The sequence below is a fragment of the Streptomyces sp. NPDC102278 genome, from assembly GCF_044766345.1.
Classification (GTDB): Bacteria; Actinomycetota; Actinomycetes; order Streptomycetales; family Streptomycetaceae; genus Streptomyces.
In genome coordinates this window covers 137,320-149,718 of record NZ_JBIWLV010000009.1, presented here as the reverse complement: position 1 = coordinate 149,718, position 12,399 = coordinate 137,320, and the positions used below count along the sequence as shown (strand labels likewise).

The following is a 12,399-nucleotide window of genomic DNA, read 5'->3' as shown; positions in this document are numbered from 1 at the left end:
TTGAAGATCACCTTGCCGCCACCGAACTACGACAAACGGACCGGAATGGAGCAGACCCGCCGGAGCCCCGCGAGCGCGTGCCGGGCGTGAGTGTCAGTGGGGGGTCGTACGGTTGAGGCATGCGGCCCGTATCGAAGATCGAACGCACGGTGGCGCCTTTCGAGGTCGTCAGCCCCTACCAGCCCAGCGGCGACCAGCCGGCGGCCATCGCCGAGCTGGAAAAGCGCATCCGTGCAGGTGAGAAGGACGTCGTACTGCTGGGTGCGACCGGCACCGGCAAATCGGCGACCACTGCCTGGATGATCGAGAAGCTCCAGCGACCGACGCTGGTGATGGCGCCGAACAAGACCCTCGCCGCCCAGCTGGCGAACGAGTTCCGCGAGCTCCTGCCGAACAACGCCGTCGAGTACTTCGTCTCGTACTACGACTACTACCAGCCCGAGGCCTACGTACCCCAGTCGGACACCTACATCGAGAAGGACTCCTCGATCAACGAGGAGGTGGAGCGGCTGCGCCACTCCGCGACCAACTCGCTGCTGACCCGGCGCGACGTCATCGTCGTCGCCTCCGTGTCCTGCATCTACGGCCTCGGCACCCCGCAGGAGTACGTGGACCGGATGGTCTCCCTGAAGGTCGGCGAGGAGTTCGACCGGGACCAGCTGCTGCGCCGGTTCGTCGACATCCAGTACACGCGCAACGACGTGGCCTTCACCCGCGGCACCTTCCGGGTCCGCGGCGACACCATCGAGATCTTCCCGGTCTACGAGGAACTGGCCGTCCGCATCGAGATGTTCGGCGACGAGATCGAGGCGCTGTCCACCCTGCACCCGCTGACCGGCGAGGTCATCAGCGAGGACCGCGAGCTGTACGTCTTCCCCGCCAGCCACTACGTCGCCGGTCCCGAGCGCATGGAGAAGGCGGTCGCCGGCATCGAGGTGGAGCTGGCCGACCGGCTGGCCGAGCTGGAGAAGCAGGGCAAGATGCTGGAGGCCCAGCGGCTGCGCATGCGCACCACCTACGACCTGGAGATGATGCGCCAGATCGGGTCCTGCTCCGGCATCGAGAACTACTCGCTGCACATGGACGACCGCGAGCGCGGCTCCGCCCCGAACACCCTCATCGACTACTTCCCCGAGGACTTCCTGCTCGTCATCGACGAGTCGCACGTCACGGTGCCGCAGATCGGCGCGATGTACGAGGGCGACGCCTCCCGCAAGCGGACCCTGGTCGACCACGGCTTCCGGCTGCCGTCCGCCCTGGACAACCGGCCGTTGAAGTGGGAGGAGTTCCAGGAGCGGATCGGCCAGACCGTCTACCTGTCGGCCACCCCCGGCAAGTACGAGCTGTCGCGCGGCGACGGCTTCGTCGAGCAGATCATCCGCCCCACCGGCCTCATCGACCCCGAGGTCGTCGTCAAGCCCACCGAGGGCCAGATCGACGACCTGGTGCACGAGATCCGCCGGCGCGTCGAGAAGGACGAGCGCGTCCTGGTCACGACGCTCACCAAGAAGATGTCCGAGGACCTCACGGACTACTTCCTGGAACTCGGCATCCAGGTCCGCTACCTGCACAGCGACGTGGACACCCTGCGCCGCATCGAGCTGCTGCGCGAGCTGCGGGCCGGCGAGTACGACGTCCTGGTCGGCATCAACCTGCTGCGCGAGGGCCTCGACCTGCCCGAGGTCTCGCTGGTGGCCATCCTCGACGCGGACAAGGAGGGCTTCCTGCGTTCCGGGACCTCCCTGATCCAGACCATCGGCCGCGCGGCGCGCAACGTCTCCGGCCAGGTCCACATGTACGCGGACAAGATGACGCCGGCCATGGAGAAGGCCATCGACGAGACGAACCGGCGCCGCGAGAAGCAGATCGCCTACAACACGGCGAACGGGATCGACCCGCAACCGCTCCGCAAGAAGATCAACGACATCGTCGCCACGATCGCCCGTGAGGAGCTGGACACCGAACAGCTGCTCGGGACCGGCTACCGACAGGCGAAGGAGGGCAAGGGGGCCGCCAAGGCCCCGGTGCCCGCGCTCGGCGGCAAGGCAGTCGGGGGCAAGGCGGGTGGAAAGGGTGCGAAGGGGGCCAAGGCCGCCGGTGCTCCCACGGACCGCCCCGCCGCCGAACTGGCCGCGCTGATCGAGCAGATGACCGAACGGATGCGGGGCGCGGCGGCGGAGCTCCAGTTCGAGGTCGCGGCCCGGATCCGCGACGAGGTGGGCGAGCTGAAGAAGGAGCTTCGACAGATGAGGGAAGCGGGCCTCGCCTGACGTGGGGGCTGTCAGTAGGGTTGGGCGACAGCCGCAGGTACACGCTGCGACCCGCCGACATCGGGGCGGGCCATGGAGAGGGGACATCACGTGACGGTCAACATGACCAAGGGTCAGGCCATCAGTCTGCAGAAGGCGGACGGAGGCACGCTGACGGCGGTCCGGATGGGGCTCGGCTGGCAGGCGGCGAAGCGTCGGGGGCTGTTCGGGTCGCGGACCCGGGAGATCGACCTGGACGCGTCGGCGGTGCTGTTCGCCGACAAGCAGCCGGTGGACGTCGTGTTCTTCCGGCACCTGCAGAGCGACGACGGTTCGGTCCGCCACACCGGTGACAACCTCGTCGGCGGCGTCGGCCAGGGTGGGGACGACGAGGCGATCCTCGTCGACCTCCAGCGCGTGCCGGTTCACATCGACCAGATCGTCTTCACGGTGAACTCCTTCACCGGGCAGACGTTCCAGGAGGTGCAGAACGCCTTCTGCCGCATCGTCGACGAGACCAACGGCCAGGAGCTGGCCCGCTACACCCTCGACGGCGGCGGCGCTTACACCGCGCAGATCATGGCGAAGGTGTCCCGCGCGGGCGCCGGCTGGCAGATGACGGCCCTCGGAAACCCGGCCAACGGGCGGACCTTCCAGGACCTGATGCCGTCGATCCTGCCGCACCTGTAGACAGCACCGGACAAGAGCAAAGAGAAGAAGGCACGGGGGAGGGCTGCACGATGACGGCCGAACTGGTCCGGGGGCAGAACCACCCCCTGTCCAAGAGCAGGGTGGAGATCAGGGTCTCGGCGGGCACGCCGGTACTGGCCCTGGTCTCGACCGGCGACGACGAGGGCCGGTCGACCGGACCCGAATCGCTGGCCCACCCCGGTGCCCGGGCACTGCCGGGCCTCGAGGTGCCGCAGACGATCGCGGGCGGGCACCGCTTCACCGTCGACCTCGACGCCGTCGCCGAAGCCGTGCACCGGCTCCGGGTGGTGCTCGTGCTGCCGCCCGGCGGCCCGGTGCGCTTCGGCGCGGTGCCGGCCTCGTACGTCGCCGTCGCCGAACCGGAGGGCGCCGAGCTCGCCGGGTACACGCTGACGGGCCTGGAGTCCGAGACCGCCGTGGTGGCCCTGGAGCTGTACCGGCGTCAGGGCGCGTGGAAGGTCCGGGCCGTGGGCCAGGGGTACGCCGGGGGGCTGAGCGCCCTGCTGGTCGACGCCGGGCTGCCCGCGCCGGCCGCCGCCGAGCTGGCCGCCGCGGCCACGGGACTCGTGGCCTCGGGCGACATCACCCTCGCGGCCATGCCGACCGGGGCCGCCCCCACCGTCCCGCGCGGCCTGCGGGCCCCGCTGGACGCGGCGCCCCCGACCCCGCAGGCTCCCGAGCCGCCGGACCCGATCCCGGTCTCCGACGTACCCCTCGCGGCCGGCTCCGGTCCGGCCGGCGACACCGCGGGCGGCCCGCCGAGCATCAGCTACGCCCACCCGCGCCGCCGCCGCACCAGCACCGAGCCGCCCGAGCCGGCGCCGCGGGCCGCCGAACCGGACGAGCCGGGCCGGCCCCCGCGCCCCGTCGCGGGCGACGCCAGTGGCTGGTCCATGGACGAGCGGCTCTACAACCAGGTCTGGGGCATGTTCGAGGACATGGCCCGCACGGTCGCCGCCTACCGCAGCGCCGTCGAGTTCGCCGACTCCCGCATGGACCGGGAGCTCGACGAGGCACTCTCCGACCCGCGCCACCGCCTCGGCGGCTCCGGCGACGGCGCCCGCGCCACCGCCCGGGCACGGCGCGAGGAGCTCGTGGCCCAGGCCCGCGCCGTGCTCGACCGGGACCTGGCCCAGCTGGTCGCCGAGTCCGAAGTCGTCGAACCGGCCCTGCCGGCCGCGTACGCCCGCTGGGACAATCCCGTCTGGCACGCCCCCGGCACCCCCCGGGAGAACCCGCTCGCCCTGCGCCTGGGCGACCTGTCCCTGCCCGAGCGACCCGAACTGCGCATTCCGATGCTCATGCGGGTGCCGCTGGAGCGGGGCCTGTGGATCGACAACGGCCGCACCGGCTCCGAGGCCGCCATGGCCATGGACACCGACCGCCTGCGCCGGGCCGCCATGGACATGGCCGTCGCGCATGCCGTCCGGCTGCTCGCGGTCCACCCCGGCGACAAGTACTCCGTGCACGTCATCGACGCCGCCGGGGCGGGCGCCGCCTCGCTGGCCCCGCTCGTCCGCTCCGGGGTGCTGGCCGGGCCGCCCGCCTCCGGGGCCGCCGGGGTCACCCAGACCCTCGCGCGGCTGACCCGGCGGGTGGACCTCGTACAGATGGCGCTGCGGGCCGGCGCCCCCGAGGACCTGCCGCCGGACCTGGACACGGCCGAGCAGCTCTTGATCGTCCATGACTTCCCGCACGGCTTCGACGACCGTTCCGTCACGCAGTTGCGCTACCTCGCCGACGAGGGGCCGGCGGTCGGCGTGCACCTGCTGATGGTCGCCGACCGTGACGAGGCCTCCGCGTACGGGCCGCTGCTCGACCCCCTGTGGCGCTCGCTGATGCGACTGTCCCCGGTCCCCGACAGTCATCTGGCGGACCCCTGGGTCCATCACGCGTGGACCTTCACCCCGGATCTGCCCCCGCAGGGCAGCCGGGTCCTCGACCAGGCACTGAACCGCATATCGGAGGTCCGGCGCAGCGCCCGCCCGTGAGTCGCGGGGCAGGTCGCGGACCGTTTCATGACGGGTGTGTGACCTGCCACTGACCCTTTCTTGGGATTCTCTTTACCTTTGCCCGGTCCGGCGGGTACTCTGGTGCACGCGGAGGGGAGTATTCCTGCTACCTGCTACGGCGTACCCGTCAATACGGACCGCAATCGGTCCCGGGGCGTCGGCCCGAGGCCTCCAGGCCATCCGGGTGGAAGAGACCTCCGGCAGCGATGACGCTGACGAAGTGCTGAGCCATCCCGCCGGAGGCGTGTAGACAGTGGACGTTTCATTCAACTTGTGGTTGCTGACCATTCTCGGTTTGGGCATCCTGATCGGCGCCGATTTCTTCATCGGCCGCAAGCCCCATGACGTTTCCATGAAGGAAGCGGGCATCTGGACGGTCGTCTGGATCGCCCTCGCCGGACTCTTCGGCCTCGGCCTGCTCTTCTTCGGCAACGGCCAGGCGTCCCAGGAGTTCTTCGCCGGCTTCATCACCGAGAAGTCGCTGAGCGTGGACAACCTCTTCGTCTTCGTCCTGATCATGGCGAAGTTCGCGGTGCCCTCCCAGCTCCAGCAGCGTGTCCTGCTGATCGGCGTACTGATCGCCCTGGTACTCCGCGCGATCTTCATCGCCGCCGGCGCCGCGATCATCACCAACTTCTCCTGGGTCTTCTACATCTTCGGCGCGTTCCTGATCTACACCGCCTGGAAGCTCATCCAGGAGGCCCGCGGGAACGACGAGGAAGAGGAGTTCGAGGAGAACCGCCTCCTCAAGACCATCGAGAAGAAGTTCGGCGTCGCCGACCGCTACCACGGCACGAAGCTCTTCATCCGGAACAACGGCAAGCGCATCATGACCCCGCTGATGGTCGTCATGCTCGCCATCGGCACCACCGACGTGCTGTTCGCCCTGGACTCGATCCCCGCGATCTTCGGCCTCACCCAGGACCCGTACATCGTCTTCACCGCCAACGCCTTCGCCCTGATGGGTCTGCGCCAGCTGTACTTCCTCATCGGCGGACTGCTCAAGAAGCTGGTCCACCTCAGCTACGGCCTGTCCGTCATCCTCGGCTTCATCGGCATCAAGCTGGTGTTGCACGCACTGCACGAGTCCGGACTGCACGTCCCGCAGATCTCCATCCCGGTCTCCCTGGGCGTCATCTGCGGCGTGCTGGTGATCACCACCATCACCAGCCTGATCGCCTCGAAGAAGCAGGCGGCGGCCGAGGCCGCCGCCGACTCGAAGACCATCGACGCCTAGCGATCGAGGTCGGGAGTCCGTCGACTCACACGGGGGCGGCCGCTTCGGCCGCCCCCGTTCGCGTGCCCCCGGCCGCCTTCGAGGCCCGAGCGCCGAGCACCGTCGGATTCGTCTCCGGCAGCAGCGCGAAGCACCCCAGGCTGACCAGGGCGATCACGGTCAGGTACACCGCCACCCCCCAGGGCGGACCCGAACCGTCCGCCAGCGCCGTCGCCACGATCGGGGTCAGCGCCCCGCCCAGGACCCCGCCCAGGTTGTAGCCGACGGCCGCCCCCGTGCAGCGGATCCGCGGGGCGTACAGCTCGGGCAGGTACGCGCCCACCACGGCGAACATCGTCACCATGCCCAGCAGGGCGACGACACAGCCCAGGGTCATCAGCAGCGGATCCGCCGTGCGCAGCAGCGCGACGAAGGGGAACATCCACACCGCGCACAGCGCGCAACCGGCCAGGCACAACGGTCGACGCCCCCAACGGTCGCCGCACAGCGCCACCAGCGGGGTCGCCAGGCCCTTCAGGGCGACCGCCGCCATGACACAGGCCAGCATGACCGTACGGTCCACCCGCAGGTGCTCGGTGGCGTACGCCAGGGACCAGGTGGTGACCGCGTAGAAGACGGCGTAACCGATCGCCAGCGCCCCGCCGGTCAGCAGGAGCAGCCGCCAGTGGCCCCGCACCACCTCGCCGAGCGGACTCCGCGCGCGGCGGCCCGTCTCGGCGAGCGCGCGGAACTGCGGGGTCTCCTCGACCGAGCGCCGCAGCCACAGCCCGGCCAGGGCCGGCACCGCGGCGGCCCAGAACGGGACGCGCCAGCCCCAGGCGGTGAACTGCGCGTCGGTCAGGGTCGCGGACAGGGTCAGCATCAGACCGTTGGCCAGCAGGAACCCCACGGCCGGGCCGGCCTGCGGGAAGCACGCCCACAGCCCGCGCCGGTGCTCGGGGGCGTGCTCGGCGGTCAGCAGCACGGCGCCGCCCCACTCGCCGCCGAGCCCGAGCCCCTGGAGGAAGCGCAGCAGGAGCAGCAGGAGCGGCGCGGCGATGCCGATGGACGCGTACGAGGGCACGCAGCCGACCGCCACCGTGGCGAGGCCGGTCAGCAGCAGGGAGCCGAGCAGGACGGGCCGCCGGCCGTACCGGTCGCCGATGTGGCCGAAGACGGCCGAACCGAGGGGGCGGGCCAGGAAACCGATGCCGAAGGTGCCGAAGGCGGCGAGGGTTCCGGCGAGCGGGGAGAGGGACGGGAAGAACAACGGCCCGAGCACGAGGGCGGCGGCCGTGCCGTACACGAAGAAGTCGTAGAACTCGATGGCGGTGCCGGCCAGGGACGCCGAGGCGAGCCGCAGCATCGAGGGCGGTGCCGAGGAGGGGGCGGGGGAGGGGACTTGTCGCATGGTGCGGGAACTACCCCGCCCCACGTCCTCGGGACGTGCGTTCGGCCATCATCGACCGGAAGGAGTGCACCCCGTCACGGTGTTGACCGGGTTCCGAACAGCCGGGTTCCGACCGGCCGGGTTCCGAACGACCGGGTTCCGGACGACCGGGCTGCGAACCGCCGGCGGCCGGCCGTCGGATGCCGGGCGGCCGCCGGGGACCGGCTACCAGCCGCGCTCGCGCCATTCGGCCAGGTGCGGCCGCTCGGTGCCGATCGTGGTGTCGTTGCCGTGACCCGGGTAGACCCAGGCCTCGTCCGGCAGCCGCTCGAAGAGCTTGTGCTCGACGTCGTCGATGAGCTGCGCGAAGGCCTTCGCGTCGCCCGAGGTGTTGCCGACGCCGCCCGGGAAGAGGCAGTCGCCGGTGAACACGTGCGGGTGCCCGTGCGGGTCGTCGTAGACCAGGGCGATCGAGCCGGGCGTGTGGCCGACCAGGTGCCGGGCGGTCAGTTCGACGCGCCCCACCCGGATCGTGTCCCCGTCCCGGACCGGCACGTCCGTGGCGACCGGGATGCCCTCGGCGTCGAAGGCGCCCGCGTACGTCCGCGCGCCGGTGGCCTCGACCACGGCCTCGAGCGCGCCCCAGTGGTCGCCGTGCCGGTGGGTGGTGACCACGGACGCGATCCCGCCGTCACCGATCAGTCGCAGGATCGTCTCCGGCTCGGCGGCCGCGTCGATCAGCAGCTGCTCGTCGGTCGCCCGGCAGCGCAGCACGTAGGCGTTGTTGTTCATCGCGCCCACCGCGACCTTGGAAATCATCAGGTCCGAGAGTTCATGCACGTCGGCCGGACCGCCGACCTTCACCGCTCCGCTGTAGGTCATGTGTCGATCCTAGAGCGGCGGGAGAGCGGGGAGGGATCCGCCGTCCACGGTCAGGTGCGCGCCGCGGTCGCCGCGCCCGGCCAGCCAGCCCAGCAGTTCGGCGCCGGTGCCGGACACGGTGACCGGGGCGCCCTCGCCGCCGCCGATGTGCCAGGTGCGGCCGGAGTCGCCGGACCCGAGCACCAGGGTCACCGGCGGGACCTCCGGGCGGCCCGACCAGCGGTCGGCCAGGAACGCGATCTCACGGGCCGTGAACTCGTCCGGGAGGTCGGCGAGCCCGTACCCGATGCCGAGGTCGACGTGGTGCAGCTCGACCTCCACGAGCCGGCGGAAGGGGATCCGGGCGGCGGAGTCGGTGACGCCGTTGCGCAGCTCCACGGTCCGCGACCAGTCCTGCGGGAGGTCGCAGGCGGCCTGGTAGCGGTCCGCGGAATTCCGGAGGTCCTCCAGCTGTTGGAGGAGGGGTCGGCCGGAGTCGCGCTCGATGTCCGCGTCGCGGGCGGCGCCGCTCACGTACATCGGTCGGCCTTCGACGACGTTCACGAGGGCGTCGGCGTTGCGTGCCAGGTGGGCCAGGACGTGGCCGCGGGTCCACCCGGGGAGGAGTGACTCCTCGGCCAGGGCGGCGTTGTCCAGTTTCGCGGCCGCGGTCAGCAACCGATCGGTGGCCTCACGCAGGGATCGCAGGTCGTGCACATGATCAGTCATGGTTCCGAGCCTAGTGCTGACAAGGGCCCCGCCACACGATCGGGTGAACCGGTCTTGCGCGTGCCGTAAATCGAATGTGCGTGCTATACGCTCGGAAGTCCACTCATCAATCCCATCGCAGAGGCGCCCCCCATACCCTGGGACGGGGGCCCGTGCCCCCGCTCTCTCAAGAAAGGTGCGGACCGGCGTGACCGACCGTCTCATCGTTCGTGGCGCTCGCGAGCACAACCTGAAGAACGTCTCGCTCGACCTGCCCCGCGACTCGCTCATCGTCTTCACCGGACTCTCCGGGTCGGGCAAGTCCTCCTTGGCCTTCGACACGATCTTCGCCGAGGGGCAGCGCCGCTACGTCGAGTCGCTCTCGTCGTACGCCCGCCAGTTCCTCGGCCAGATGGACAAGCCCGATGTCGACTTCATCGAGGGCCTCTCCCCGGCCGTCTCGATCGACCAGAAGTCCACCTCGCGCAACCCGCGCTCGACCGTGGGCACCATCACCGAGGTCTACGACTACCTCCGCCTGCTCTTCGCGCGCATCGGCAAGCCGCACTGCCCCGAGTGCCGCCGGCCGATCTCAAGGCAGTCGCCGCAGGCGATCGTCGACAAGGTGCTCGCGCTGCCCGAGGGCAGCCGCTTCCAGGTCCTGTCGCCGCTGGTGCGCGAGCGCAAGGGCGAGTTCGTCGACCTCTTCGCCGACCTCCAGACCAAGGGGTACAGCCGGGCGCGGGTGGACGGCGAGACCATCCAGCTCTCCGAGCCGCCCACGCTCAAGAAGCAGGAGAAGCACACCATCGAGGTGGTCATCGACCGCCTCACCGTCAAGGAGGGGGCCAAGCGCCGGCTCACGGACTCCGTGGAGACCGCCCTCGGCCTCTCCGGCGGCATGGTCATCCTCGACTTCGTCGACCTCGCCGAGGACGACCCCGAGCGTGAGCGGATGTACTCCGAGCACCTCTACTGCCCCTACGACGACCTGTCCTTCGAGGAGCTGGAGCCCCGCTCCTTCTCCTTCAACTCCCCCTTCGGCGCCTGCCCCGAGTGCACCGGCATCGGCACGCGCATGGAGGTCGACCCGGACCTGATCATCCCGGACGAGGAGAAGTCCCTGGACGAGGGCGCGGTCTCCCCGTGGTCCCTCGGGCACACCAAGGACTACTTCCAGCGCCTGATCGGCGCGCTCGCCGGGGAACTGGGCTTCCGGACCGACATCCCGTGGGCGGGTCTGCCGCTGCGGGCCAGGAAGGCCCTGCTGTACGGGCACAAGACGCAGATCGAGGTCCGCTACCGCAACCGGTACGGGCGCGAGCGGGCGTACACGACGGCCTTCGAGGGCGCCGTGCCGTTCGTCAAGCGGCGGCACGCGGAGTCCGAGAGCGACGCCAGCCGCGAGCGCTTCGAGGGCTACATGCGCGAGGTGCCCTGCCCGACCTGTGAGGGCACCCGGCTCAAGCCGATCGTGCTCGCGGTCACCGTGATGGACAGGTCCATCGCCGACGTCGCCGCCATGTCGATCAGCGAGTGCGCGGACTTCCTGGGCCGGCTGCGGCTCGACGCCCGCGACAAGAAGATCGCCGAGCGGGTCCTCAAGGAGGTCAACGAGCGGCTCCGCTTCCTCGTCGACGTCGGCCTGGACTACCTCTCGCTGAACCGCGCCGCCGGCACCCTGTCGGGCGGCGAGGCCCAGCGCATCCGGCTGGCCACCCAGATCGGCTCCGGCCTGGTGGGCGTGCTGTACGTCCTGGACGAACCCTCCATCGGCCTGCACCAGCGGGACAACCACCGGCTGATCGAGACGCTGGTGCGGCTGCGCGACATGGGCAACACCCTGATCGTGGTCGAGCACGACGAGGACACCATCAAGGTGGCCGACTGGGTCGTGGACATCGGCCCCGGCGCGGGCGAGCACGGCGGCAAGGTGGTGCACAGCGGTTCGCTCAAGGACCTGCTGAAGAACACCGAGTCGATCACCGGACAGTACCTGTCGGGCAAGCGGGCCATCCCGCTGCCGGACGTCCGCCGCCCCGTGAACGGGGAGCGCCGGCTGACCGTCCACGGCGCCAAGGAGAACAACCTGCGGGACATCGACGTGTCCTTCCCGCTGGGCGTCCTCACCGCGGTCACGGGCGTCTCCGGCTCCGGCAAGTCCACGCTGGTCAACGACATCCTGTACACCCACCTGGCCCGCGAGCTCAACGGCGCCCGGTCCGTCCCGGGACGGCACACCCGCGTGGACGGGGACGACCTCGTCGACAAGGTCGTGCACGTCGACCAGTCGCCGATCGGGCGGACGCCGAGGTCCAACCCGGCGACGTACACCGGTGTCTTCGACCACGTGCGCAGGCTCTTCGCGGAGACGATGGAGGCGAAGGTGCGCGGCTACCTGCCGGGCCGCTTCTCCTTCAACGTCAAGGGCGGCCGGTGCGAGAACTGCTCCGGTGACGGCACGATCAAGATCGAGATGAACTTCCTGCCGGACGTGTACGTCCCGTGCGAGGTCTGCCACGGCGACCGGTACAACCGGGAGACGCTGGAGGTCCACTACAAGGGCAAGTCCATCGCCGAGGTCCTCGACATGCCGATCGAGGAGGCGCTGCACTTCTTCGAGGCGGTGCCGACGATCGCCCGGCACCTGAAGACCCTGAACGAGGTCGGGCTCGGTTACGTCCGGCTCGGTCAGTCCGCGCCGACGCTGTCGGGCGGCGAGGCCCAGCGCGTGAAGCTGGCGTCCGAGCTGCAGAAGCGGTCGACGGGGCGGACGGTGTACGTCCTGGACGAGCCGACGACCGGCCTGCACTTCGAGGACATCTCGAAGCTGATCAAGGTGCTGTCGGGGTTGGTGGACAAGGGCAACTCGGTGATCGTCATCGAGCACAACCTCGACGTCATCAAGACCGCGGACTGGGTCATCGACATGGGCCCCGAAGGCGGCTACGGCGGCGGCGTGGTCGTCGCCGAGGGCACCCCGGAGCAGGTCGCGTCGGTCGGGGCGAGCCACACCGGCAAGTTCCTGCGCGACATCCTGGGCGCGGACCGGGTCTCCGACGCCGGATCGGCTCCGGCCCGGAGCGCGGCGAAGAAGCCCGCGGCGAAGAAGGCCACCGCCAAGAAGGCCGCGGCGCCCGCCAAGAAGACGGCGGCGGCCAAGAAGGCGGCGGCCCCGGCGAAGAAGACGACGAGGGCCCGCAAGGCCTAGATCGAAAGAGGGGCGCCCGCGTACGGCTTCGTGTGCGGGCG

Annotated in this window: 8 protein-coding genes; 5 read left to right on the top strand and 3 right to left on the bottom strand. The window is 70.4% G+C overall.

The annotated features are described in order from the left end of the window. Nucleotides 1-119: 119 nt before the first annotated feature. The 4 genes from uvrB (at nt 120) to ACIRO3_RS22270 (ending at nt 6,209) form a co-directional block, all read left to right on the top strand. Complete coding sequence (gene uvrB / locus ACIRO3_RS22285) at nt 120-2,270, top strand: excinuclease ABC subunit UvrB (RefSeq protein ID WP_404139322.1); 2,151 nt, start codon at nt 120-122, stop codon at nt 2,268-2,270. A gap of 90 nt (nt 2,271-2,360) precedes the next feature. Beyond that, nucleotides 2,361-2,939 (top strand): TerD family protein, encoded by a 579-nt coding sequence (locus tag ACIRO3_RS22280; RefSeq protein ID WP_361774909.1) that lies wholly within the window; start codon nt 2,361-2,363, stop codon nt 2,937-2,939. A 50-nt stretch (nt 2,940-2,989) separates the two neighbouring features. Then, on the top strand, nt 2,990-4,951 hold the full coding sequence (locus ACIRO3_RS22275) for a TerD family protein (RefSeq protein WP_404139318.1): 1,962 nt from the start codon (nt 2,990-2,992) through the stop codon (nt 4,949-4,951). Between the two features lie 274 nt (nt 4,952-5,225). Then, entirely contained in the window at nt 5,226-6,209 is a 984-nt protein-coding gene (locus tag ACIRO3_RS22270) for a TerC/Alx family metal homeostasis membrane protein (protein WP_404139316.1), read from the top strand. Nucleotides 6,210-6,234: 25 nt separating this feature from the next. On the opposite strand, the gene ACIRO3_RS22265 is transcribed toward ACIRO3_RS22270, so the two are convergent. The 3 genes from ACIRO3_RS22265 to ACIRO3_RS22255 all read right to left on the bottom strand — a co-directional run bounded on the left by ACIRO3_RS22265 (nt 6,235) and on the right by ACIRO3_RS22255 (nt 9,168). Further along, nucleotides 6,235-7,554, bottom strand: coding sequence for an MFS transporter (locus tag ACIRO3_RS22265; RefSeq protein WP_361775220.1), 1,320 nt, complete (start codon nt 7,552-7,554; stop codon nt 6,235-6,237). Nucleotides 7,555-7,803: 249 nt separating this feature from the next. Beyond that, nucleotides 7,804-8,460 (bottom strand): MBL fold metallo-hydrolase, encoded by a 657-nt coding sequence (locus tag ACIRO3_RS22260; RefSeq protein ID WP_361974451.1) that lies wholly within the window; start codon nt 8,458-8,460, stop codon nt 7,804-7,806. Between the two features lie 9 nt (nt 8,461-8,469). After that, the gene (locus ACIRO3_RS22255) at nt 8,470-9,168 is read right to left on the bottom strand and encodes a maleylpyruvate isomerase family mycothiol-dependent enzyme (protein WP_365999386.1); all 699 of its coding nucleotides are present in this window, start codon (nt 9,166-9,168) and stop codon (nt 8,470-8,472) included. Between the two features lie 187 nt (nt 9,169-9,355). On the opposite strand from ACIRO3_RS22255, the gene uvrA reads away from it, so the two are divergent. Continuing rightward, on the top strand, nt 9,356-12,358 hold the full coding sequence (gene uvrA, locus ACIRO3_RS22250) for an excinuclease ABC subunit UvrA (RefSeq protein WP_404139311.1): 3,003 nt from the start codon (nt 9,356-9,358) through the stop codon (nt 12,356-12,358). Nucleotides 12,359-12,399: the final 41 nt, after the last annotated feature.

Coding starts and splice junctions, on each gene's coding strand:
- uvrB (WP_404139322.1), top strand. CDS start 120: ATGCGGCCCGTATCGAAGATCGAACGCACGGTGGCGCCTTTCGAGGTC.
- ACIRO3_RS22275 (WP_404139318.1), top strand. CDS start 2,990: ATGACGGCCGAACTGGTCCGGGGGCAGAACCACCCCCTGTCCAAGAGC.
- ACIRO3_RS22265 (WP_361775220.1), bottom strand. CDS start 7,554: ATGCTGCGGCTCGCCTCGGCGTCCCTGGCCGGCACCGCCATCGAGTTC.
- ACIRO3_RS22260 (WP_361974451.1), bottom strand. CDS start 8,460: ATGACCTACAGCGGAGCGGTGAAGGTCGGCGGTCCGGCCGACGTGCAT.
- ACIRO3_RS22255 (WP_365999386.1), bottom strand. CDS start 9,168: ATGACTGATCATGTGCACGACCTGCGATCCCTGCGTGAGGCCACCGAT.